Origin of the sequence: Paenibacillus tarimensis (genome assembly GCF_021532315.1) — a bacterium.
In the GTDB taxonomy this organism is placed as follows: Bacteria; Bacillota; Bacilli; order Paenibacillales; family Paenibacillaceae; genus Paenibacillus_I; species Paenibacillus_I tarimensis.
The window spans coordinates 179,190-203,618 of record NZ_JAKGAO010000007.1 but is presented as its reverse complement, the minus strand read 5'-3'; the positions used below and the strand labels follow the sequence as shown (position 1 = coordinate 203,618).

The 24,429-nt window shown below is 52.1% G+C and carries 24 protein-coding genes; 9 read left to right on the top strand and 15 right to left on the bottom strand.

All coding sequences use genetic code 11. From position 1 onward, the window contains the following. Positions 1 to 80: 80 nt before the first annotated feature. From L1N82_RS07635 to L1N82_RS07610, 6 genes are all read right to left on the bottom strand, one after another. Positions 81 to 473 carry a DUF350 domain-containing protein gene (locus tag L1N82_RS07635; RefSeq protein ID WP_235286789.1) on the bottom strand — a complete coding sequence of 131 codons (393 nt, stop codon included), beginning with the start codon at positions 471 to 473 and terminating at the stop codon, positions 81 to 83. After that, positions 470 to 1,078 (bottom strand): signal peptide protein, encoded by a 609-nt coding sequence (locus tag L1N82_RS07630; RefSeq protein WP_407946712.1) that lies wholly within the window; start codon positions 1,076 to 1,078, stop codon positions 470 to 472. The genes L1N82_RS07635 and L1N82_RS07630 overlap by 4 nt, the downstream gene beginning before the upstream one ends. Before the next feature lie 105 nt (positions 1,079 to 1,183). Next, positions 1,184 to 2,392 carry a glutathionylspermidine synthase family protein gene (locus tag L1N82_RS07625; RefSeq protein WP_235286788.1) on the bottom strand — a complete coding sequence of 403 codons (1,209 nt, stop codon included), beginning with the start codon at positions 2,390 to 2,392 and terminating at the stop codon, positions 1,184 to 1,186. Next, positions 2,389 to 3,045 (bottom strand): hypothetical protein, encoded by a 657-nt coding sequence (locus L1N82_RS07620; protein ID WP_235286787.1) that lies wholly within the window; start codon positions 3,043 to 3,045, stop codon positions 2,389 to 2,391. Before L1N82_RS07620 ends, L1N82_RS07625 begins: the two co-directional genes overlap by 4 nt. A gap of 53 nt (positions 3,046 to 3,098) precedes the next feature. Further along, positions 3,099 to 3,299: a hypothetical protein gene (locus L1N82_RS07615; RefSeq protein WP_235286961.1), complete on the bottom strand. Its 201-nt coding sequence runs from the start codon at positions 3,297 to 3,299 to the stop codon at positions 3,099 to 3,101. A 146-nt stretch (positions 3,300 to 3,445) separates the two neighbouring features. Then, positions 3,446 to 4,177, bottom strand: coding sequence for a ZIP family metal transporter (locus tag L1N82_RS07610; RefSeq protein ID WP_235286786.1), 732 nt, complete (start codon positions 4,175 to 4,177; stop codon positions 3,446 to 3,448). A gap of 406 nt (positions 4,178 to 4,583) precedes the next feature. On the opposite strand from L1N82_RS07610, the gene L1N82_RS07605 reads away from it, so the two are divergent. Then, entirely contained in the window at positions 4,584 to 5,399 is an 816-nt protein-coding gene (locus L1N82_RS07605) for an undecaprenyl-diphosphate phosphatase (protein ID WP_235286785.1), read from the top strand. Between the two features lie 75 nt (positions 5,400 to 5,474). Here L1N82_RS07605 and L1N82_RS07600 read toward each other — a convergent pair whose 3' ends face one another. The 8 genes from L1N82_RS07600 to L1N82_RS07565 form a co-directional block, all read right to left on the bottom strand. Further along, positions 5,475 to 6,578 (bottom strand): hypothetical protein, encoded by a 1,104-nt coding sequence (locus L1N82_RS07600; protein WP_235286784.1) that lies wholly within the window; start codon positions 6,576 to 6,578, stop codon positions 5,475 to 5,477. A gap of 160 nt (positions 6,579 to 6,738) precedes the next feature. Continuing rightward, positions 6,739 to 7,080, bottom strand: coding sequence for a four-helix bundle copper-binding protein (locus L1N82_RS07595; RefSeq protein WP_235286783.1), 342 nt, complete (start codon positions 7,078 to 7,080; stop codon positions 6,739 to 6,741). 78 nt (positions 7,081 to 7,158) lie between these two features. Next, the gene (locus tag L1N82_RS07590; protein ID WP_235286782.1) at positions 7,159 to 7,674 is read right to left on the bottom strand and encodes a hypothetical protein; all 516 of its coding nucleotides are present in this window, start codon (positions 7,672 to 7,674) and stop codon (positions 7,159 to 7,161) included. Positions 7,675 to 8,021: 347 nt separating this feature from the next. Then, the gene (gene cysI, locus L1N82_RS07585; protein ID WP_235286781.1) at positions 8,022 to 9,746 is read right to left on the bottom strand and encodes an assimilatory sulfite reductase (NADPH) hemoprotein subunit; all 1,725 of its coding nucleotides are present in this window, start codon (positions 9,744 to 9,746) and stop codon (positions 8,022 to 8,024) included. Positions 9,747 to 9,773: 27 nt separating this feature from the next. Further along, on the bottom strand, positions 9,774 to 11,618 hold the full coding sequence (locus L1N82_RS07580; RefSeq protein ID WP_235286780.1) for an assimilatory sulfite reductase (NADPH) flavoprotein subunit: 1,845 nt from the start codon (positions 11,616 to 11,618) through the stop codon (positions 9,774 to 9,776). 263 nt (positions 11,619 to 11,881) lie between these two features. Beyond that, entirely contained in the window at positions 11,882 to 12,658 is a 777-nt protein-coding gene (locus L1N82_RS07575) for a TerC family protein (protein ID WP_235286960.1), read from the bottom strand. Positions 12,659 to 12,847: 189 nt separating this feature from the next. Further along, on the bottom strand, positions 12,848 to 13,777 hold the full coding sequence (gene cyoE, locus L1N82_RS07570; protein WP_235286779.1) for a heme o synthase: 930 nt from the start codon (positions 13,775 to 13,777) through the stop codon (positions 12,848 to 12,850). Between the two features lie 299 nt (positions 13,778 to 14,076). Continuing rightward, complete coding sequence (locus L1N82_RS07565) at positions 14,077 to 14,727, bottom strand: DUF1232 domain-containing protein (RefSeq protein ID WP_235286778.1); 651 nt, start codon at positions 14,725 to 14,727, stop codon at positions 14,077 to 14,079. A gap of 196 nt (positions 14,728 to 14,923) precedes the next feature. Between L1N82_RS07565 and L1N82_RS07560 the strand changes: the two genes are divergently transcribed. Continuing rightward, complete coding sequence (locus tag L1N82_RS07560; protein ID WP_235286777.1) at positions 14,924 to 16,054, top strand: LCP family protein; 1,131 nt, start codon at positions 14,924 to 14,926, stop codon at positions 16,052 to 16,054. Between the two features lie 31 nt (positions 16,055 to 16,085). Then, positions 16,086 to 17,219: an FtsW/RodA/SpoVE family cell cycle protein gene (locus L1N82_RS07555; protein WP_235286776.1), complete on the top strand. Its 1,134-nt coding sequence runs from the start codon at positions 16,086 to 16,088 to the stop codon at positions 17,217 to 17,219. A 7-nt stretch (positions 17,220 to 17,226) separates the two neighbouring features. Here the strand turns inward: L1N82_RS07555 and L1N82_RS07550 are convergent, their stop codons facing one another. Next, the gene (locus L1N82_RS07550) at positions 17,227 to 17,859 is read right to left on the bottom strand and encodes a class I SAM-dependent methyltransferase (RefSeq protein ID WP_235286775.1); all 633 of its coding nucleotides are present in this window, start codon (positions 17,857 to 17,859) and stop codon (positions 17,227 to 17,229) included. Between the two features lie 217 nt (positions 17,860 to 18,076). On the opposite strand from L1N82_RS07550, the gene nikA reads away from it, so the two are divergent. From nikA to L1N82_RS07520, 6 genes are all read left to right on the top strand, one after another. Then, positions 18,077 to 19,606 carry a nickel ABC transporter substrate-binding protein gene (gene nikA / locus L1N82_RS07545; RefSeq protein ID WP_235286774.1) on the top strand — a complete coding sequence of 510 codons (1,530 nt, stop codon included), beginning with the start codon at positions 18,077 to 18,079 and terminating at the stop codon, positions 19,604 to 19,606. Beyond that, on the top strand, positions 19,607 to 20,551 hold the full coding sequence (nikB, locus tag L1N82_RS07540; RefSeq protein ID WP_235286773.1) for a nickel ABC transporter permease: 945 nt from the start codon (positions 19,607 to 19,609) through the stop codon (positions 20,549 to 20,551). Between the two features lie 68 nt (positions 20,552 to 20,619). Then, positions 20,620 to 21,399, top strand: coding sequence for a nickel transporter permease (nikC, locus tag L1N82_RS07535; protein WP_235286959.1), 780 nt, complete (start codon positions 20,620 to 20,622; stop codon positions 21,397 to 21,399). Further along, positions 21,396 to 22,196: an ABC transporter ATP-binding protein gene (locus tag L1N82_RS07530; protein WP_328284451.1), complete on the top strand. Its 801-nt coding sequence runs from the start codon at positions 21,396 to 21,398 to the stop codon at positions 22,194 to 22,196. The genes nikC and L1N82_RS07530 overlap by 4 nt, the downstream gene beginning before the upstream one ends. Then, entirely contained in the window at positions 22,193 to 22,957 is a 765-nt protein-coding gene (locus L1N82_RS07525; RefSeq protein WP_235286772.1) for an ABC transporter ATP-binding protein, read from the top strand. Before L1N82_RS07530 ends, L1N82_RS07525 begins: the two co-directional genes overlap by 4 nt. Further along, positions 22,954 to 24,294: an MATE family efflux transporter gene (locus L1N82_RS07520; protein WP_235286771.1), complete on the top strand. Its 1,341-nt coding sequence runs from the start codon at positions 22,954 to 22,956 to the stop codon at positions 24,292 to 24,294. The genes L1N82_RS07525 and L1N82_RS07520 overlap by 4 nt, the downstream gene beginning before the upstream one ends. Positions 24,295 to 24,429 lie beyond the last annotated feature (135 nt).

Below are 24,429 nucleotides of genomic sequence, written 5' to 3'. Positions count from 1 at the left end.
CAGCCGCACCGGTCTTCTCTGCCGGGTACGGCTGCCCTGTATACAATCATTGGCTCCAGCTAATCGATCTGCACGGCTCGCTAGATAATCAAGCTGCTGATGGCAAAGCTCATGCCGATGAATACGAAGCACAGCAGCACGCCTACAGCGACATTGCCGTTCTTCAAGTGTTCGGGGAGCTTAAGGCCGGGAGTTGCAAGCTCGAATATCCAGTAGGTAACCACGAGGCATACATATCCCACAGCAAACCACAGCATCATAAACCAAATGTTATGGTTGGTATAGGCCGCTACCCCAAGAATGATTGCTGTTCCCAAAAATTTGCCGCCCATCGCCAAACCGACCGCCAGATTCCCTTTCTTGAGCTCTTCCAAATCATTATATGGCGTCATCCAGCTGAAAATCAGCATTCCGAGCAGCTGCAGCACAATAATGACCGCGACGCTGATAACCACATTCATAACCACTATCACTCCGCCCACCCCCTGAACTTGGCATAAGCCGCATCGTAATCGATATAATCATGTACTTCTTCCAGCACTACCTTGGCGGTCTTCTGATCCTTCAGCGCTGCATAGCGCCCATCGTTGACCGGCTGCTTGATCTCATGTCCCGAGGGAAGACTGAGCACCGCAAAATTACGGGTCGCACCCTGATACTCCGTCTTATAGACGCCGACCAGGTCAACCTCTGTTGTTACACTCACCTTCAGCTCTTCCAGATCGGACTTGGCCTCGGCTTCCGTCTTAAACGACTTGATTGTCTGCCAGGAAGACAGCACCAGATCGTTCCGGTTATCCGGTCCCGCGATCAGCTCAGCCGTCATATATTGCAGGGTCCACACAGGATCCCCCGTAGCGTAATTAGCATCGTTAGGCAGCATCTCATTATCCGGCAGCACTGTTATATCACTGCCTACCAGATCACCGACCTTGCCTTCGACAATCCGGTAATCCCAAGGAACTCTGGCTGTACTAGGGAGAGCTTCCTCGGGCTCTGAACCCGTATAGAAGACAGACTGGGAGTTGCCGCAGCCGGCAGCCAGCAGGACCATTATCAGCGCCAGCAACAGCCTCACTCCGTAAAGACTGTGTCTTACCCGGCGTTTGGCTGTCCCGGCAGGTCCTCCTATGCTTGCAGGTATTGGCCCCTGTCTGCCCTCTACTTTTCCCGCACGCTTCATCTAATCTCTCACCCCTATAGCAATAAAATGGCTCGTATTGCCGGTTATTAGGCCGCCTGCACGCCCCAGAAGGCCGCATGGTTCCCCGTTAATGACGAACACCCCTGTCAGCAGATGCAGCTCCCCGGCCGCCGTGCGAATCTTAGCGAGCTCAGCCCGCTTCTGATAGACAAGCGGAAACAGGCTGCTGGTATCATAGCCGTCCTCATCCCGCACCTCCAGCCCGCCATCTTCCCCGAACAGCTGAACAGATCCTCCCTCACGGCCGAACATCGATTTGGATACGAAGCTGCCGTCAAAGACTGCCTTATTGTAAGTCGGCAGCATATACCGCGCTATCGCATCCCGCTCTGATGCCGTGAACAGAATACCAAGCTCATACATCCCCCAGATGACAGCCATCAGTCCCTTGGACTGCAGGATAATCGCATGGGGATGATTAAACAGCTGCAGCTTCCCGGTCTCAATCGCATAAGCGAGGGCATCCCCGCCTTCATCGACAGCCATCCATTCCTTCGGATACAGGGCGAATAACCGCTCGATTGCCCGGCCTTCCGCATCCCGCAGCACACCCTCATCGACCCATAGGTCCAGACAATCGACACAGCGCATGTCCAAGCCGCTGTGCTTCACAAGCAGTTCAATCGTGCCGGAATCCTCCAAATGCGAGCCGTAGGACACACAGGCTGCCGCCTCCGGCTGTTCCACAGCCCAAGCTGCCGCAACTCTGTCCGCCATTTGCTCATTGGGAGAATCAAGTCCCAGCTGCCTGCACAGCCACGGCGTAGCCACAGACGCTTCCGCATATCCAGTCGGTGTGTCTGCGTTGAGCTCAAGCAGCTTAATGTCACCTGATTCCGACACGGCAAAATCAAATCTGGCGTAGCGGCTGATCTTCCCCTCTTCCTCATTGACCGGCAGCTCATCAAGCAGGTCCCAGAGCAGCTCGGGTATGCCAATAAGCTGGTACAGGTCATGCCGCCGGATTACATAACGCGCCGCCTTATCAAATATGCGCCACAGCTCGGCCGATGCCTTCATTAAATCATCATAGACATCTCTACGCATTCCTGCGGCCTGATCAATCCAGTAAACTTCTTCTTCCAAGTCAGCCCAGCCAAAGCCCAGCTCACGAAGATGCCGGACACGCTGCTGCCGGTCAGGTGCAGGCTGGCCGAACACTTCAAACACCGGAGCTGTGTCACTCATCCGCCAAACCCGCTAGACCCGGACGAAGCGGATGAGCTTGATTTCGAGCTCGAAGAAGAGCCTGAGGAGCTCATGCTGCTGGACCTGCCGCCAATTCCGCCCGGCGAGGATGAAGTCGAACGGCGCGTAATGCTTCCCGTGCTGTTGGATGTTCTGGGTGGAACGGCCGATCCGGTTACCGGCTTATTCTGAAACGAGCCGCTCGTATAGGTCTTGGGCTTGTATGGCGTACTGCTCCCCGTGCGGTACGATCTCTTGTTGTTGTGCCAGGAGGTCGAGGAGTAGGCCCCGCCGCGGTTGAACAGCAGATGGTACAGCATCAGATCGCCCCAGCCGAATCCCGAATGGATGATGGTGGTTCCACCGCTGCCGCTTGCACCCTGGCCTTCTTCCTCTATAATTTCGGTACTTTCCTCTGCAGGAAGAGGCAGGCTCCAATCCACTTTTGGATCATAGAACGCCTTAACCTCTTCTGTTGACCACTCTACAAGCTGTGGTGTATCTGCTTCTGTACTGGATGCCTGTACGGTGCCGCCCGGCACCAGCATCGTGTTGGCAAGTAGTGCAATACCGAGCGAGGTCGATAAGACACGCAGCGGCTTGCCGTCAGCCGAGAACAGCGAAGCCGCTGGCCGTCTGGTTTCTTCTTTCATTCCCGCACTTCCCTTCCGCTGGATATTGACCGGCCCTGATTGAAACAACCGCCCTAGCCCTGCATGGGAACAACAAGCAGCTCGAACGTTTCATGGTCCACATTAAGCCGGCCCTCAACCGTCTCATATTCCCTGCCGCCGATTGTAATATAATTGGCATGCTCAAGTGAGGCAATCATCAGGCCCGACCATCTTCGTTCATCAATGGTAACCAATTCTCCGCCCGTCCTCTTCTCGTACACGATCACCCGCATCGTATCCACTCTGACACATCCCTTCCGTAACTGTACTGTACAATAACTACGTTATAGCTGCCAATATGTTTCAGTTCCCATGCTTCAGTCCGGAGGCGGCGGCATAACAAGAGGGAGACATCACTGCCTCCCCCAAGCATGCTTCCTTAACCAAACCAGTGGCTGATATAGAGCATAATCAACAGGCCGAACATGAAGGAATAGGTCGCCTGACGCTCATAGCCATGACCGTGTGTCTCCGGTACGAGCTCCTTATAGACAATGAACATCATAGCCCCCGCTGCAAAGGCAAGGCCATAACCAATAAGAGAGCTGACATAGCTAGCAGCAAAATACCCGATGCCCGCGGATATGACCTCCATAAACCCGGTCAGCGCAACGATCAAGAACAGCTTCCCCTTGCCCACATTCGAATTCAGCAGGAAGACCGCCAGAATAAGACCCTCCGGCATATTCTGGGCCCCGATGGCAATGGCGACCATTGGCCCTAGGCTTTCGTTGCCGCTGGCATAGCTGAAGCCGGTACTCATTCCCTCAGGGATGTTATGTATAATGAGTGCAATCATGACGAGCCAGGTTTTATAGTCAAACGGGCTTTCGCTCTTATCGTTCTCCACATCAATATGCGGAATATTCTTCTCAATAATATCAAGGACGACAATTCCGACCAGCAGGCCGATGGTCACGGCCAGCAGGCTCGATTCCTCCAGCGCCTGCGGCAGCAAGCCGAACATCGACGCTGACACCATAATCCCAGCCGTGAAAGCGATCAGGACATCCTTCCAGCGCTCTGACAGCGACCTAACAAACAGCAAAGGCACTGCCCCGAGCACGGTTGCCATAGCTGAAATCAAACTTCCTATAAGTGCATTTTCCATATGTATCTCCCTGAGCTGTAATAGGCCTTAGCAAATCTTTCGCTATTTTTAATTACACAAAACTTCGTCTTCGTCAAACTTTTTGACCATGCTGCTCGTTATGTGATTGTGCTGAACCGGTGAACAGATTAATCATTTATAGGTATTCGGAGCAGCAATTGCGAATTCCTTCCTCTTGCCTATATACTTGTCTAGTTTTGACATAGGCTTGTCCTCATTTTATGATAAGTAGGTTGGAACTATACCAATGCGGCCTGCCCGTATAACAGAATCAGGTTCATGCACTTGGGGCAGGTTCGGATGCAGTCTGGCGGCATTCGTGATACATTACGACACGCATCCGATACATATTGTCACTTCGCTTCACATTAACAGCAGCACGTTATTCAGGGAGGACACGACAATCATGGATTTATGGTTATGGCTAAAGTACACACTGCTAGGTTTGTTTCAGGGCTTTACGGAGCCCATCCCCGTCTCATCCAGCGGCCATCTGGTTATCGCCCAGAATCTGTTCGGACTCAAAATCGAGGGTCTGAGCTTCGAGGTGCTGGTTAACTTCGCTTCACTGCTTGCCGTTCTGCTGGTCTACCGCGAGGACCTCATCCGTCTGGCCCGAGGCGGTCTGCTCTACCTCAGACACCGGGATGCACAGTACCGGTCCGATTACCGGTTCATCGTCTTCATTGTCATTGCTACGATTCCTGCAGGCGTAATCGGCGTACTGTTCAATGATTTTATTGCGGAACGGCTAAAAGGGCTGACGATCGTCGGCGCCACACTGCTGGTCACCGCTCTGGCCCTGTGGCTCATCCGCAATATGCGCGGGCATAAGGGTGAAAGCGAAATTACGATCAAGGATGCCATTATTATTGGTCTGGGACAAGCCGTCGCGCTTATTCCCGGAATCAGCCGTTCGGGTGCCACGATCGTAGCTGCCATGGGCATAGGCTTGAAGCAGGCGACCGCGCTCCGCTTCTCCTTCCTGATGTTTATTCCGATCAGCCTTGGCGGCATGGTGCTTGAATTTAAAGAGCTGGCCAATGATCCGCATCTCGATACCCTGCTAATTCCTTACATCCTGGCATTCATCGGCTCACTTGTCGCGTCGTATTACTCCTTAAGGTGGTTCATGAACATCATGGCCCGCGGCAACTTGAAAATCTTCTCGTGGTACTGTGTCATTGCCGGTACTGCCGTTCTCATCTATTCGCTTACATAAAGAAAAACTGCTTACACGAAAACCGCCTGCCCGGCATCACCGGGACAGGCGGTTTGCTGTATTATGCCAAGATCATCAGTCGTTGTTTATCTTCATCTTCATCTCAATACCGGTTACCGGGCCGTCATCCGTCTGCTCAATCTTCAGCAGCTTACCCGAGAAATTCTCCCCGCTGCTTCCGTAAGCTTCAATCACCGAGCCGGCCGTCTGGTCTTCCGGCATCACGCTGATCATCAGATAGAACATCTCCGCCTTCTTCGGCTTGCCAATCACCAGTTCAAAAGAACCGTCCGGCTGCACACTCGCCATGTCATTATAACCGAAATGAATATGATCCGGAATATCAACGCCAGCTCTCACTACAGTGCCTTCAAGCAGATTGCTCGCTGCCTTAATGATGTACTTGCCATCCTCCTGCCTTACTTCCGGCTTGATCCATACATTCGGATCCCCGTAATCCTCCGGAATATCCCTGCTCGGCTCCTCTGTTTCAAATGTGCTGGAGGCTGGCGCATCCGAGTCAATATGGATGACGGCCACAGCACGTTTGATCACGGTTATGCCATCTTCTGTCTTATGTATATACGGACCTGTAAGCTTGTCTCCATTCGGACCATACTGTTCGTGTACAGCGGACTGGCCGGATGGGTCAAATGCGATCTCCAGCTCCAGCACGGCACCTCCCTTAATATCCGGACGCTTCATCTCCATCTGGAAGCTCCCGTCCGGCTCTACTTCTGCCCGGTCGTTATACCCCCACATGCTGTATCCCTCAGCTGTGACGTTCGCATGAAGCTCCGCACCCGGCACGACGTTCGTCATGCCTTCCACAACCAGCTTATCCGCTTCCACAGTGACGCTGCCTTGAATCCACACCTCGGGGCTCCCCTGGTCTTCAGGTGCGTCCTCAGCCGATGCATTCGTTATAATTTCCATATCGACAGAAGAAGAGTCATTACCTTCCTCCAGCGTCTCTGCCGCTTGGCTGCCGTCTTGAGCCTTGGTGCTTCCCACTTCGGCATTCCCGCTGCTGCCGGCCACTGGAGCATTAGCCGTATCACTGTTACCGCTGGCCCCGCAGCCGGATAGTGCGATCATAACGGCAGCCAATCCAGCGGCAGCCCACAGCCTCGGCCTGCTGCCTGCCGTATAGTATTCATACTTCATCTTATCCTTCATCCTGCTCTCATCTTCTCCCTCTGCTGACCCAGCTTATGTATCAATAGATCAGTTTATATGATAGGCAGAACTCTTTCACTAGTCTGCAAGAATCATTTAACGGCAAATAAGGCAGGGTATGCGCTGGCATGCCCTGCCTTTCGACTCATATGTCAGTAGATTACTGCATCTGCATTGCCATCTTACGGCATGTTTCCGCACAAGAGAGACAAACCTCTGCACAACGCTGGCAGTGGTCGGCTTTGTGCTTCTGGCATTCTTTGCCGCATGCTTCGCAGATCGTCGCGCACAGCTCACAGATTTGCTTCGCAAACGGGCTGTTGCGTGTCATGGCACTGGCTGCAAAGGCACAGATGTCCGCACACTCTCTGTCCAGACGGATACATTCGCGCATCATGTCAATATTATCTTCCTTCAGACAGGCATCGTAGCAGGTGTTGCAGGCCCTCATACACTTCAAGCATTCATCAATACACTGTTGAATGATTAGTGATTGTTCCATTGTAACCACCTCCTCCTGTTATCATAACCTGGAGGCGATCATCTGAATCATACAAGCCCGGAGTGTTCCGCTGGACAGTCAGCTGTAAGGAACCTTGCCGGACTGCTGTCTGGACTGGAATTCATTCTTCAGCATATCATGGATCAGCAGCGCAGATGCCCGGTCGAAAGAAGGAATCGTGACAACCAGATCGCCGTTATACGTACCGCTCTCTTCGATAGCGGAATAGAGCGGGCCTTTGCCCACCAGGATACTCAACTGCTTCAGGCCGCTGCTGAAATACACCGTGCCGCTACGAATCCTGCCGCCCTCATAGCTGCATACAAGTCCTGTGTACGGTGACAGCGAACAGTCGGTAAACGACACTCGGTTGACCGATATAGCCCCCGCAAAAGCTTCCTTATCCGCATCATAGCTGCCCTTCAGCGAAATCGTAACTTCTTTGTTGTACAAGCTGTCTTCAGCCATATATGCATAGCCCTTGTAGCTAATATCTACGGGATCCACTCCCGAACGGGGATTATAGGAATAGGCCGCTGCAACGATTAACAAGATTAGCAGAGTAACAATCAGTACTGTAACTATTTTTCTCACGAGCCCACTCCCTAAACAAAGCACACCACTACCATTATTTCATACCCTGCCCTTGACTATCAATACAACCATCCAGTTCTAGCTTGTAATTATCTCTATGAAGCCGTGTTTATTGACATCCATATACATGCCATATTATACCATAATTTCCATAATAACAACGCCGTATTGTTTGGCAATATTATAGCTCATAGAGCGACATAACTTAAGGGAGATGCTTATCAGAAGCTTCACCGCGACCACGCTGACAAAGTCTACCCAAGAGCTAGTGTGAAAATATAAAGGGTAGGACACTGCAGATGATCTGCAGTATCCTACCCTTTTAATTGTGGAAATGATACTTCGGTTTAAGCGTGGAACTCCTGTCCGCAGCGAACTTCCTTCACATAGCCCGCACGGATCGTAAAGTCTCCGAAATGCTCTCCCTCATGGCGTTCCTTCGCATAGCGGCTGATGATCGGCTTCAAGGAATCCAGAATCTCGGCTTCGCCGATATTCTCCTTGTACAGCTTGTTCAGACGCTGACCCGCAAATCCGCCGCCCAGGTACATGTTGTACTTGCCAGGCGCCTTGCCGATAAATGCAATTTCAGCCAGCATTGGCCGGGCGCAGCCGTTCGGGCAGCCCGTCATACGAATGACGATGTCCTCGTCTCGCAGACCTGCTTCCTCCAGCATCGGCTCGATCTTGTCGAGCAGAGAAGGCAGATAACGCTCCGATTCAGCCATCGCCAGACCGCAGGTCGGCAGCGATACGCAAGCCATTGAATTGCGCTTGAGGGCTGAGTAATGAGCTCCGTCCGTGAGGCCATACTCATTAATCAGCGATTCGATCTTCTTCTTCTTCTGCGTGCTGATATTGGCGATAATCAGGTTCTGGTTCGCAGTCAGGCGGAAGTCGCCGCCGTGAATCTTGGCGATCTCCCGAAGGCCTGTCATCAGCAGGTAGCCTTCCTCGTCCTTAACGCGGCCGTTCTGGATGAAGAGGTTGTAATGCCACTTGCCGTTGCTGCCCTTGACCCAGCCGTAGCGGTCGCCGTTGGAATCAAAGTGGAACGGGCGCGCATCCTGCAGCTGCCAGCCAAGACGCTCGGTCAGCTCGCCAATGAACCAGTCGATGCCCCGGTCGTCAATCGTATACTTGAACCGCGCATGCTTACGTACGGCACGGTCGCCGAAGTCCCGCTGAATCATAACGGTCTTCTCGGCTACCTCAATGACCTGCTCCGGCGTACAGAAGCCGATCACCTGTGCGACCTGCGGGTAAGTCTTCGGATCACCGTGGCTCATCCCCATGCCGCCGCCTACCGATACGTTGAAGCCCTTCAGCTTGCCGTCCTCCACGATCGCGATGAAGCCAAGATCCTGCGAGAATACATCCACATCATTAGATGGCGGAACCGCGATCCCGATCTTAAACTTACGCGGCAGGTAGACCGGTCCATAGATCGGCTCCTGCTCGCCTTCAAGCTCACGGGAGTCGATTACCTTCTCGCCGTCCAGCCAGATCTCGTGATATGCCCTTGTTCTAGGGTCCAGGTGATCACTGATCTTGCGGGACCACTCATATACCTCGCCATGTATATCGGACTGATACGGATTCGGGTTGCACATGACGTTGCGGTTCACGTCGCCGCAGGCGGCCAGCGTGCTCAGCATGGACTCGTTCACTTCACGAATCGTGTTCTTCAGGTTCCACTTGATAACACCATGCAGCTGAAAAGATTGACGTGTCGTCAAGCGGATCGTGCCGTTCGCATACTTCTGCGCGACACGGTCCATCATCAGCCACTGCTCAGGCGTTACAACGCCGCCAGCTGCACGGACACGAAGCATGAATTGGTAAGCAGGCTCCAGCTTCTGCTTGTTCCGTTCATTACGCAGATCGCGGTCATCCTGCATGTAGCTGCCGTGGAATTTCATTAGGCGGTTATCGTCCTCGGGGATCGATCCCGTAATCCGATCTTCCAATGTTTCGGTAAGGCTTCCTCTTAAATAATTACTCCTGCGCTTGATCGCCTCTACATCACTATGCGGCCGATCATGCGGAGGATAATGCTTCTCCTGTGACATGCTTATCTCTCCTTCCGGGGTTCCGACTTAATATACATCCCGCTGATATCGTTTGTCCTGCTGCAAGCGGGTCAGATATTCTGCCGCTTCCTCCGGGCTCATGCCGCCCTCTTGCATAAGAATCGTCTGAAGTGTTGCATGAACATCATGTGCCATCTGGCTCTCATCGCCGCACACATATACTGCTGCGCCTTCCTGCAGCCACTGGTACAGCTCGGCGCTTCTCTCCATCATCCGGTGCTGTACATACACCTTTTCGGCGGAATCACGCGAGAACGCCACATCCATACGCGTCAGCACGCCCTCCTTCAGCCAGCGCTGCCATTCCACCTGGTACAGGAAGTCTGTTGCAAAATGCTGGTCGCCGTAGAACAGCCATGTCTTGCCTTCTGCTCCGGTCTCTTCACGCTCGCCAAGGAACGCACGGAACGGGGCAACGCCCGTTCCCGGGCCAACCATAATGATCGGTGTATCTGGGTTTTCCGGAAGCTTGAAGTTCGGGTTCGCTTGAATGTAGACCGGCAGGGAATCACCTGCTGCCACGCGCTCTGCCAGATGGGTCGAGCATACGCCGTAGCGGTTGCGGCCGTTAGCCTCATAGCGAACCGTACGAACGGTAAGATGAACCTCATCCGGGTAAGCCTTCGGGCTGCTCGCGATCGAGTAGAGACGCGCAGGCATTTTCCGCAGTACCTGTACGAACTCTCCGGCCGGAATACCCTTTAATTCTTCGTAGTCCTGAACCAGATCAAGCAGATCACGGTTCTGAATGTACGCTCTCAGCTCCTGCTGGCTGGAAGCTTCGACAAAATCCTTCAGCTTGCTGCCCGGAACCAGCTTGCCCGCCTGCTCAAGCAGAGGCTTGGACAATACCGTTATCTCAAAATGCGTGCGAAGCGCCTCATAGAGGGAAGTCTTCTCGCCGTTCTTGTTAATCGTTACAGCCTCATCCGCCTGCCAGCCCATCGCCGCAATCAGCTCCTCAACGAGCTGGGGATGGTTCTCCGGATAGACACCCAGGCTGTCACCCGGCTCGTACTGAAGGCCGGAGCCTTCAAGCGACAGCTCGATGTGACGGGTCTCACGCGCCGAGCCGCGTCCGTTAAGGTTAAGATTCTCCAGAACTTCAGCACGGAACGGGTTCGAGCGGGAATACTCAGAAGCAACCGACGGTCCTGTAATGGCTGAGGTTTCGCCTACGCTCACGGACACGGATGCTGAGCCAGCGCTCAACGAATCCAGCACCTTGTTCATCCACTCCGCAGCCGGCTCATCGAAGTCTACATCGCAGTCCACACGCGGTGTCAGCTGCTGAGCACCCAGCTCGCCAAGCCGCTTGTCGAAATCTTTGCCCGTCTGACAGTAGAACTCATATGAGAGATCGCCAAGAGCCAGTACGGAATATTTCAGACCTTCCAGCTTCGGTGCCCGCTTGCTGTGAAGGAATTCGTAGAATGGGATCGCATTGTCCGGCGGCTCGCCTTCACCATGCGTGCTGACTACGATTAGCAGGTTCTGAACTTTCTTCAAATTATTCGTCTTGAAGTCACCCATCGACGACAGTGTGACCTGGAAGCCCTGCTCTTCGAGCTTGGCGCTTACCTTCTTCGCGAGCCCCTGGCTGTTCCCTGTCTGGGAGCCGAAGAGCACGGTCACTTCCTTGGAGACAGGCGCCGATGGAGCCGGTGCCGCAGCTGCTGTTGCTGCCGGCGCTGCCGCCGCGCCTGGCTGTACAGCCAGCGCCGCTCCCTGCGTAGCTGTCAAATACCCGCTGAGCCACATTCGCTGCACATCCGTCAACCCGGGAAGAAGACGGTTCAGCAGCTCTGCCTGCTCCTGATTGAATGGACTGTTAGTCACTTGAAGTTCCAACTTAAATCCCACCTCACCTAACGAACGTATATTAATTTTTTACAAAAATCGCAGTTTAACTTATCTGAATGTAACACAGCCGTGTGAAGCGGTCAAAGCTTAACAATTTATAATAGCTATCAGGAAAACTAATAAATGAATATTGTGGAAACAATGGCGTCTGCAAGCAGCAAAAAAGGCATCCTGACCGGATGCCGGTAACCTCGTAACATTAATCTTAACTATCAAAACCATCATCCATTGTACGTATCTGCTGTGTTTAACTAAACTGTCGGCTTCTCTATGCCTGGTTCTTTAGCTTTGGAGAGGAACCAGCCAAGTACAGCAATCGACAGCAGAACGCCCCAGAACGTGAGCTTCCACCCGATCGACTTCGGAAACCCTTCAGGCAGGTACCCGAGCTCCGGATGGGACAGGGTGTATACGGTCAGCTTCACGCCAACCCAGCCCACGATGAAGAACGCAGCCGTCTCCAGGCCCGGCTTCCGCTGCAGCAAACCTACAAAATAGGAAGCGGCAAACCGCATGATGACCAGTCCGATAATCCCGCCCGCGAGAATGACGCCGAATTGTCCGCCGTCAAGCCCTCCCACATTAGGCAAGTTGGTCTCGGGCAGCGTTACCGCGAAGGCAACAGCCGCCAATATAGCATCGACAGCAAACGCAAGGTCAGCCAGCTCTACCTTGAGTACTGTCAACCACAGGCCGCTGCCCTGCTTGGTGTTCCCGGTCTCCTTGTTGTGGCCCTTGCGCAATACGAATTTCTTAATCATGTGGTTAAGGGATATAAACAGCAGATATGCCGCTCCAATGGCCTGCACCTGCCAGACATCCACCAGGAAGGAAATGATGAATAATGACCCGAATCGGAAAACAAAAGCGCCGGCCAAGCCGTAAAATAATGCCTTCTTCCTCTCCTTCTCATCCAGGTGCTTAACCATAATGGCGATAACGAGCGCGTTATCTGCCGCCAGAATCCCTTCTAGTCCTATCAGGACCAGCAAAACCCAGGCATATTCCAGTACCAAAGCGAGATCCACCATGTCCCCCCCCCCCTCAGCTGCATTCGGTTTATGGTCTGATTATACGGGGGTTTTTATTCCGAATATGCCTTCCGGCTGACGATTATTTTCCACGTTATTAAAACACCCCCGCAGCTTCCATGGTTCGCACACGCAAAGTGTGTCACCATGAACGCAGCGGGGGTGCATGCGGACATCGAATATGAATTAGAACAGCGGCATAATCAGTGAATAACCGATAATAATAAACAGCAGAACCGTAATGTGATTCAATGAGAAAATAAACATTGTCTTGGCCCAGCTTTCCGCCTGCTTGCGGCGGTAGGTGGCCAGGCTAAGCACGAACCATGCGAGGCTGAGCAGTGCCGCGGTTACGGCAACGAATGGGCTGAAATCCCAGAACAGTACGCTAGAGAGCAGCAGCAGCACCAGATAAACGTTCGTCTGCAGGTACGTTCTGCGAAGGCCCTTCACAACCGGCAGCATGGGCACCTTGGCCGCGCGGTATTCCTCCATCCGGCGGATCGCAATCGCGTAGAAATGCGGCATCTGCCAGATCAGCATCATCACGAAGAGCGCCAGAATGCCGGTATGCATCATATCAGACGAGATCGCAGCCCAGCCAATCAGCGGAGGTGTCGCCCCCGAGAGGCTGCCTACCTCGGTGTTATAAATCGTCGTACGCTTCGTCCACATCGTATAAGGTACCACGTAGAGGAACAAGCCCAGGAACCCAAATAACGCAGCGAGCGGTGAAGCATAATACAGGGTGACGAGTCCCACAGCCGCCATCACAAAGCCGAGAGCCAGTCCCGCTTTCGTGGTGATCTGACCGGTTACCGTCGGACGCTTCTTGGTCCGTTCCATTATAATGTCAATATCCCGGTCGTACAGATTATTGAAGGCACCTGCAGAGCCGATGACAAGCGCCGAGCCGATCAGCGCCAGCACGATGCTGCCGATTTTATCGAAGAACGGGATCTGATGAACGAGCAGTGCCATACTGAGCCCCGCGAACATCGCGATGAGGTTGGACTTGATGATTCCTGTCTTGATCGTATCAAAAAGCACCTTCGAGAACGAAGCTGCGGAAATATCGTAGCCGGCATCAAGCGGATTTTCTCTTATCGTGCGCATGTGTCAAACACGCCTCCTCCCTTACTATCCTCTACATACTATCATAAAAATCATCCGTTGTTTCGTTTTCTCCATCAGCCATCATCAATTTGTCATAATTTCTGTGGCACTTTCGTTAAAAATTCAACTTTAATTTGCAAAACGGGCTGCATGCCGCTACTGCGGGTGCTTGGGGGCGAGGGATTTATGGGTATAAGAAGGCGGCTGCCCCTTTAATCGTGAAGCTTAGAGCAGCCGTTATTGAATACGAGGATAATGCAAAGTGTCTACACCGATTCCGATAGCTGGTTAGTTTCTTGTTAATCCTTGTTCTCTCGCGGTCTCACTAACCGTGTATTAAAGACAAAATTTACAGCGACCGCATCATCGATATATCCAATCGGGAATACGAAATCGGGGATACAATCTGTTGGCAGGATGAAGTAGATCAGCGCACTTCCGATTATCGCAAGTTCAAGGGCAGTGCCGCGTTTTAAGCGGAAACGGTCGTACATTTCTTTTAGCTGTTGAATGAATGGACCTGAGCTTCCTACTTCCTGGAGTTTGCCGATAAACTTCTGAAGAATCGTCTGTCTTCCTTCGTCTGTTAGTGAGAACTGCTCATACTGTGACAATTTCTCTTGCATGCTCCCCATACTAAAGTTCTGGTCATAGGAATGAGTGGATTGCAGCACTTCTTCAATATTGGCAATCGAGCTGTTAAGCTCGGATTGGCCGGAAGATGCGGGGTAACCGGCAGCAGCGAATAACCGCGACACAGGAACATCCAGGCACTCAGCCAGTCTCTGCAGATGGGCTGGAGTTGCCTTGCGTTTGCCATTGATTATTCGGGATATAGTAGCGGCATCAATACCCGTAAGCTGATCTAGTTTTCGTATAGAAAGCGAACGTTCGTTCAACAGGTCTTTTAATATCGTTCCCAGTTTGTTGTCTATTGGTTGTTCGGCCATAATGTGCATGTCCTTTCCTGAAGAATTGCTGATATCCTGCCATTGAAGGATACAAGAAAGGCAGGCGGGCTGCATGTTATACTAATATACCTATCGCGTTGACAATTTGTCAACAGGTGGGTATATTGGTATACTGCAATCTATAAACATGCCAATTCAGCCCTTGAATTAGTTGGCATCTCAGGAGGGACAGTGTTTGAGAACCAGAAGCTCCAGAACGGGATTTGCACGCCTGCGGCAATGGTACGCCAGACGTTCACGGTTACAGAAGACCACTATACTTGGCATAATGATTCTATTACTCTTCGGCGCACTGGGATGCGTCGCTGTCTACCAGAACATGCATAAATCGACGATTAATCTGGCTAATGTCATTCTAGATGAGGCAGAGAAGGAAGATAGTAAGAATCGGGAACAGAAGCTGTCAGACGCGGGAATCGTGACAGAGGACTTTTACACACTGATCATTGGCCTTGATAACAGCGACAGCCATGCCGGCCTTAATACCGATACGTTATTGGTTGCCCATGTCATACCCGGCCACAATATCATCAAGCTGATATCGATCCCGCGGGATTTGCGTGTCACTAATTTGCGCGGTTCAGAAGCTAAGATTAATTCCATCTTCGCCAACGGATACAATTATGCTGTTCGGCAGTCTCACGAGAATCCGGGTCTGCTTTCGGGCAAAAATGTGCGGCTCGGTAATAAGAGTGTGCCCGAAGAATACATAAGCTCAGGCATGGTTATGGCAAGAGAGACACTAGAGCGTTACATGGGGATCAATATTGATTACACTTTCCTGGCCAATTATCAGTCCTTGATTTCGCTGGTCGATGAGGTAGGCGGCATAGAAATCAATGTTGAACGGAGCATGGAGTACGATGCCCCCTCCGAGAATATGTTCATAAGATTCGAACCGGGCCTGCAGGTGCTGGATGGGGAAAAAGCGCTGCATTACGCTCGTTTTCGCAAAGATAACCGCGGCGCAAGCTTTCATTCCAACGACTTTGAACGCGGTATGCGCCAGCAGCAGATCATTATTGCACTCATTGATAAGCTGACATCCTGGGATAACCTTCCAAAGGCATTTGAAATCATGGATATTGTCGCATCCAATCTCAAAACCGATATGTCTCCGAACATGATGATTTCACTTGTAAGACAATACTACGGGAAAATGACCAGGGACAATATCTACAGCTTGCCGTTTCCGGGCCATTGGAATGCTCCGTACGTTGACGCTGAGCCAGAGGAACTGGATGTACTGCTGAGACAGTTTGTATCGCTTGACCGGCCTTCTATAGATAGAACAACAGGATCATAAATACAACGACATAAGGATGGCCTTCATTAGGATGAAAACATTAGCGAAGCGGTTAGATTATCCAATCCTGCTAATCCTGATTTGTTTTATGGCAATCAGCACGATTGCAATCAAGAGTTCAACGATGGGCACCAGATATGAGGGACTACACGTCAATAATTTGGTGATGTACGCTGTTCTAATGCTACCGATGATTCTCATCGCCGCTCTGGATTACCGGATAATAGTGCGTTACTTCTCTACTGCGTTGTATGTGCTGGGAGTAGGCTTACTTGTGTTCGTCCACTTCAAAGGCATGAATCTGAATGGTTCCACGCGCTGGATCAGCTTGGGACCTATTCAGTTCCAGCCCTCCGAGGTGGTGAAAATATTCGTTATTCTCATGATTGCCAGCATGTTAACAAAGCGAAACGGCGAACCCCTTCAAATCATCAAAGATATCGTTCCCATCTCAATTATTACGTTGATCCCGGTACTGCTTATCTTAAAGCAGCCGGATCTAGGAACTTCGATTGTATATTTCGGTATTCTGGCCGGACTGCTTCTGCTCGGCAATATGCGCTGGATTCATGCAGCGGTCAGTACCGCCATGCTTGCTGTTACCGCGGCATTGCTGGTTTGGTTATATGAGGCGAATAATGAGCTGTTAACCAAGATTGTAAAGCCCCATCAATTATCCAGAATACAAGCATTTATCGACCCTGCCTCCGATCCGGACAAAAGCTGGCATGTTCTGAATTCCATCCGTGCGATTAGTACCGGGGAATTGTTCGGCAAGGGATATAGACAAGGGGTTATCGTGCAAAACGGGTTCATCCCGTATGACTACGCCGATTCGATATTCGTGGTCATTGGAGAAGAATTCGGCTTTACGGGGAGCGCAGTGCTGCTGACTCTATATTTTCTGCTAATCTACAGAATGGTTCGCATAGCTTACGACAGCAGCGATATCACCGGTACGTATATCGTAGTGGGCATAATGTCCATGCTAATTTTACAAATCGTGGAAAACATCGCCATGCATATGGGATTATTGCCCCTCACGGGTATTGCGCTGCCATTTATCAGCTATGGGGGAAGCTCTCTGCTTACCAATATGGTCGCGGTGGGTCTGGTCTTAAGTGTCAGGATCAACCAGGATCAGCCTCAGCTTCATAACCTATAACCCGTATCTAGGGATTGGACTGTGCGGACTGTCTTTTTACGCTGGCCGCTGCTTCCACGGCGACGAAGATGCGATTGTAGAATTGCTCGGTGCTGACGATATGAAAACCATGCTGCTGCACAAGGGTGAGCGTGTCACGGTTTAAATGACATCCCCCGCAAAGCTGTTTCCACAGCGGCGTGAGCAGCGTTTGGATTGCGCTGAGCAGACGATTGTCATGACGGACGTGCTCGAACAGCAGCAGGCGGCCCTCCGGTTTGCATACTCTATGCAATTCCTGCAGAACCAAAGCCGGATCCTGCACCGTGCAAAGCACAAGGGTCGTTACAACCGTATCAAATGTATGATCCGCAAACGGGAGCTTCTCGGCTGGCGAATCCAGCAGGGTCACCTTGACAGGAGCCTCCTTCATTCGCTGACGGGACTTCTCCCGCATCACAGCATCAGGCTCAACGGCAGTGACTTCATCCGCCTGATTATAGTGAACAAAATTAATTCCGGTTCCCGACCCGATCTCGAGCACATTACCTGCAGCTTTTCCGATCAGCTTCTTGCGGATGGCCTGAAATCTCCTTTTTTCCAGCGGTCTCATCAGATCGTCATACCAATGTGCGAACAAATCTCCCATAACGTTAGCCATCCCTTCTAGTTGTCCACTGCTCTTCAGCTCGTTTAACCTATCACTCTATTAAAGGATTGACGAGCAATACGATGGTTGCTATACTACCCTAATGTAAACATTACGATCTAAACCAGCCGGACATATCGTCCGGTTTTTACAGCATTACTAGTCGTAATGATTACACATATCGCATGCTCTATCATATAACGTCAATTATACATAATGGGGGATTGGAATGACGAACCGGATTATGGCGTCTTTGTTCTTATTAGTATCACTTGCTCTCTTGGCAGCATGCTCTTCTGGAACGGCAGATAAACAAAGCGAAGCAGGTAAACACCTGAACTTCCTCTTCAACTTTGCAACAAGCTCGCTTGATCCGAATGTGGATTCCAGCTACGTGTCGCTTCGCGCAGGGATTACGGAGACCTTAATCCATCTCAATGATAAGACTCTGACCATCGAGCCATGGCTTGCAGAGAGCTGGGACAGTACAGACGGGCAGGTGTGGACGTTCCAATTAAGAGAAGGCGTCACGTTCCACAATGGCAAGCCGGTAGATGCTGCCGCTGTGAAGGCTTCCCTTGAACGGGCAGTGAAAGACAATGTCGCCATCCAGAATGCCCTTCGCATTGAATCAATTGATGCCGATGGCTACACACTGACTATCAAGACAGAAGTACCTTTCCCCGAATTTCCGTCGGAGCTGGTTCATCCCAACACATCGGTCATTGATGTAACGGAGACGGACTATATGAATAAGCCAATTGGCACTGGCCCTTTTGCCGTATCGTCGTTCAAGCCGGGCTCTGCAGTGGATCTGGTTCGTTATGACGCTTACTGGAACGGTCCTGCCAAGCTGGATACCGCTAGATTTGCTTTTAACGAGGATGCCAATGCACGTTCCCTCGCACTTCAATCGGGGGCCGCTGACATTGTGTTCCGGCCTGCTGTGGAATCGCTGGACAGCTTGAAGGCCATCAAGGGCGTAACCGTAGAATCCACGTCCACCTTCCGGGTGCATCAAATCACGATGAATCTGGACCGCAAGCCGCTTCAAGATGTGAATGTACGCAAGGCAATCGACGCGCTGATTGACCGGCAGGCTATTGTGGATACGATTCTGAACGGACATGCGGAAGCAGCGACAGGCCCATTCCCGTCCACCTTTTCCTTTGCGCCAGACTATCCTGGTAAAAATCACGGCTTAGAGGCTGCCAAATCCTATCTTCAGCAGGCAGGATATACCGAAGCGGGCGGCGTTATGCAAAAAGACGGTGAGCCGCTGGCACTTAAGCTCCTGACTTACAGCTCGCGCGCCGACCTGCCTCTGATTGCACAGATCTTGCAGTCGGATGCAGGCAAGCTCGGGATCAACGTAACCATTGAACAAATTGAAAAGCCGGAGGAGTACATGGCCGCTAACCGGGACTGGGATCTGGCAACCTACAGCAATCTGACTGCGCCTCGCGGTGATGCCGGTTATTATTTGAACGCAACCTTTCATCCCAAGGGCGCGCTAAACTTCAGCGGCGTCCAGGACGAGACACTTACGGCTATGATCGACAAGCTGAACGGAGCGATCGGACAAGAGGTGCGTTCGGATATTGCGGAACAAATCGCTTTATATGTAGACGAACAAGCTTATAACTCATTTGTGCTGCACCCTAACACACTTGTCGCTTACAAGTCCGATACAGTCGGGAACTGGGTGACATCCCGGAGCGAATACTACATGCTGACGAATGAACTGGATGTGAAATAATTGTTTCAGATATTAGCGAGACGTTTCCTCGAGGTCGTTATCTTCCTGCTCGCGGTTTCGTTCATCAGCTTTGCCTTTGCACGGCTGGCCCCGGGTGATCCGGTATTATCAATACTTCGTGTGGATGATGTCTCCGTTACGAAGGAACAGGTTGAAGCCCTGCGGGAGGAACTGGGATTTAACGACCCGCTTCTCACTCAATACAGCCGCTGGTTAGCTGACTTTGTTCGTTTGGACTTTGGAAAATCATACCTTACGAATCAGCCCGTAATGGAAATGGTTATAGGCAGACTTCCCGCAACGCTTGAACTGGCAATTGGTTCACTGATTGTCATGCTTGCTGTGGCGATTCCTCTCGGTTCACTCGGTGCCCTGTACCGCGGAAGCTGGATTGACCAGATCAGCCGGGCTGTCTCGCTGCTTGGTGCGGCAGTCCCGAGCTTCTGGATGGCCCTTATTTTCATTGATCTGTTTGCCGTGAGGTGGGGTGTCCTTCCTCCGATGGGGAGAGACGGCTTCGTATCGGCCATCCTTCCATCCATTACATTAGGACTTGCCATCACAAGCGTGTACGTACGGCTGCTGCGTTCAAGCCTGCTCGACTCGCTTAGCAGTGAATTCATACGGGCAGCACGTTCAAGGGGATTGACGGAGATGCGTATTTTCTTCGGCCATGCCTTCCGCCATAGTCTTCCGCCTGTTATTACAGTATTTGGTGTCAGTCTGGGCAGCTTGATCGGGGGCGTTGTCGTTATCGAAGTGATATTCGCCTACCCCGGTATTGGCAAGCTGGTGGTCGACTCGATCAGGTCACGGGACTATCCGGTCATCCAGGGCTACATCCTTGTCATGGCGGTTATCGTCTTCCTCGTGAACAGCGCGGTGGACTTGTCCTACCGCTATCTTAACCCTGAACTAAGACTACAGGAAAGGAAGAGCAGCTGATGGAGATCGCACATGCAATAAGCACCAGCTCTAACAGAAGACTTTGGAAAACAGCCGCTCTGCTCTGCATGCTGATTTTACCGTTGGCTGCTGTTCTCTATGCCTTCCTTGTACTGAAGTATGACCCAGCTTTGGTCAACTTGACAGAACGTTTACTGCCAGTGAGCCTCGAGCATCCGCTCGGTACGGACCATCTGGGACGTGACGTGTTGACAAGGCTTCTGCACGGCTTCAAGCAGACGGTTGGCTACGGACTTATAGCACTGCTCGCTGCAGTGGTAATCGGCGTTCCTATTGGCCTGTTAGCCGGATTTAAAGGCGGCCTCACGGACCGGATTCTCATGCGAATCGCGGACGCCTTCCTGTCGTTCCCGGATACGATCGTAGCGATCGTCCTGGCCGGCCTGCTTGGTGCGGGTATCGAAAATCTGCTGCTCGCCATCGTGGTTGTGAAGTGGGTTAGCTACGCCCGGCTTGCACGCAGCACCGTGCTGACTGAGCGCCGGAAGGACTACATTATGATGGCCAGAATTAATGGTGTGCGTACGGGCCGGATTATGACCAAGCACCTGTTCCCTCATATTATCGGTCACGTTCTCGTGCTTGCGAGTCTGGATCTTGGGAAAATCATTCTGCTGATCTCCTCCCTTTCGTATATCGGACTCGGTGCACAGCCGCCGGCGCCGGAATGGGGTGCGATGCTTAATGAAGCCAGGCCTTATTTTCATTCCAACGCTTCACTTATGATATCTCCGGGTCTTATGATCGTATTTGTTGTCCTCCTGTCCAACCTGCTCGGCGATTATCTGCGTGACACATTTGATGTGAAAAAAGAGGTCCAATCATGAGTATGATAACGGTTCATCATCTGTCTGTTGCCGGGTCACACAATAGGATCGTACATGATATCTCGTTCGACATGAAGGAGGGAGAGTGGCTGGCACTCGTTGGCCAGAGCGGCAGCGGCAAGAGTATGACGGCGTCGGCCATCGGCCAGCTGCTGCCGCCCAACCTTAAAGCGTCAGGGGAAGTGGCATACAGGGGCAAGAATCTCCTTACGCTCTCCGCCTCTGAAATGCGCCATATCCGCGGGAAGCATGTGTCTTACATCTTCCAGGACTACCAGGGCTCCTTCACGCCCTTCCTTACGATCGGACGCCACTTCGAGGAATATCAGCAGAGACACCTGTCGCTGCCCAAAAGTGAACGGATCCGGCAGGCCAAGTCGGCGCTTGTCTCCGTTGGCTTGTCCGAAGACATGTACACCCGGTATCCATCGCAACTAAGCGGCGGCCAGCTGCAGCGGGTCTCGATTGCTATTGCGCTCCTGCTGAAGCCCGATCTGCTCATTGCCGATGAGCCTACCACAGCCTTGGACAGTGTATCGTCCTTCAGAGTGCTGGAGCTGTTATCCCGGCTGCAGAAGGAAACGGGCTGTGCGATTTTGTTCATTACCCACGATCTGCGCCATGTGAAGAAATATGCGGACCGTATTGCGGTCATGAAAGACGGCCGTATCGTCGAAGCAGGTGATAAACACGGGGTGCTGAATAACCCGAAGCATGCTTATACTGAGCTGCTGATCCAATCAACCCCGGCATTTCGAAGCCGGAATCCACTATCTGCTGCAGGAGTGACACCATGAGTTTGCTGGAAGTTAAGAATGTCTGTAAAACATACGATTCCGGAGCGGCAGTGCTCCAGGACATAAATTTCACAATTGGGAAGAAGCAGTGTGTCGGCCTTGTAGGCGAGAGCGGCTGCGGGAAGAGTACGCTTGCACGCTGCCTCCTAAACATAGAGCCCATTGATAGAGGGAGTATCGTGCTTGGAGGCACCCCTCTTCACAACAAGAAGGAACGCAGTCTGAGACCCTACCGCAGGCATATCCAGGCTGTACTCCAGAATCCTTCGGCTGCGTTAAACCCCAAGCTGAAGATCATCGATTCCTTGATGGACCCGTATCTGCAGTTCGGCGAACAGACAGAGCTGAAGCATTTTCGCTATACGAATAAACAGGATTTTGCTTCGCAGCTGCTGGAGGCTGTAGAGCTTCCAGCGGAACTGGCCGACCGGTATCCGCATGAGCTAAGCGGCGGACAGAAGCAGCGGGTGACGATTGCCCGGGCGATCAGCATCGAACCCGCCATCATTATTCTCGATGAGCCAACGTCGAGTCTTGATGTTCTGTCTCAGGCGTCTGTTCTCCGGCTGCTGGATGGACTGCGTGAGCAGCTGGGCCTATCTTATCTCTTCATCTCGCATGATCTTGCAGCTGTACATATGATGAGCCAGCATATGATGGTTATGCGGGATGGCGTCATTGTGGATCAGTTTGATAAGGAAGAGCTCTTCGCTGCGGACCGCCATCCGTATACGCAAGAGCTGATCTCCATGTTCGAATGATAAACACGAACCGGTCATCTCAACTCCCCTCCCACCGGGCATACTTGGCCTTGGCCCTGCCGCTGACGATATCGAACATTACCACCCCGCTGCTCGGGGCGGCGGACACGGCCATCATTGGTCATTTGAACAACCCGGCCTATCTGGGAGGCATTGCTGTCGGAACGCTTATCTTCAATACCTTATACTGGCTGTTCGGGTTCCTCAGAGTGAGCACGTCCGCATTCACGGCACAGGCGGCGGGATCGGGGAATCAGGCTGAGGGAATCGCTGCTCTTGTCCGTCCGTTAATGATCGCCTTACTAATCGCGATGACCTTCATTGCGCTGCAAAAGCCGCTTCTTGCTGCGGCCCTTTATGTTATAGGACCCGAGCCGGATGTCGCCGCTCAAGCGGTTCAGTACTTCGATATCCGGATATGGGGCGCGCCGCTGACACTCGTGAATTATGTTCTTGTCGGCTGGCTGATAGGCTTGTCCCGTTTGAAGGAAACGCTGTTCGTGCAGATCTCTATGAATGTGTTTAATATTATGCTCGACCTGCTCTTCATTCAGGTGTTTCATTGGAACGTTGCCGGAGCGGCGGCTGCTACCTTGATTGCTGAAGCGCTGGGATGCGCATTCGGAATCATACTGGTTCTTCGTTCACAGATATGGAAGCAGTGGCGCCAGAACAAGACGTCCGAATGGAAGCAGTGGTTCCAAGGCTCGCAGTGGAAGAGAATCATATCGACCAACAGCGACCTGATGATCCGAACCGCCTGCCTGCTTGCCATGTTCAATCTGTTCACGTCGCAGAGTGCCGGACTTGGAACAGAAGTGCTGGCTGCCAACGCGATTCTGCTGCAACTGCATTATATGATGGCTTATTTCTTCGATGGCTTCGGCAATGCCAGCAGCATCCTTGCCGGGCAAGCCCGCGGATCTGGCAGCATTCCGCTGTTAAGAAGAACGCTCAAGCTTTCCTGGATGTGGACTGCTGCCGTAGCATTATTCATCAGCGTCCTGTATGGATGGCTTAACCGGCCGCTGGTTGCCTTGTTTACGGAGCATGCTGCCGTGCAAGAGATCGCGGGCACATACAGCCACTGGCTGATCTGGTTTCCGCTGAGCGCCGGTGCAGGCCTTGTTTTCTACGGTGTGTTTACAGGAATGACACTGACCTATCCCGTCCGCAACTCCATGCTGATCTCACTGGTCTTATATCTGCTCGCCATCGTCATCCTCGTTCCGTCTTATGGCAACAACGGGCTTTGGCTGTCGTTTCTGTTGTTTGCGGTGGGAAGATCCGGATTTCTGGTTATGTATACTCCGCATCTGTTCAGAAGGCTCAACTAATACAAGATAACGAGTACCGCCGCCGGGTGTCCTTGGAGAGGCGTCCCTAAGCAAGAAGGACGTCTCTCCATGACCCTGCAGCATATACCACCGCTGCAAGCTTTCTTGCGGGCTGCGTAGACATTGGCCGGATAC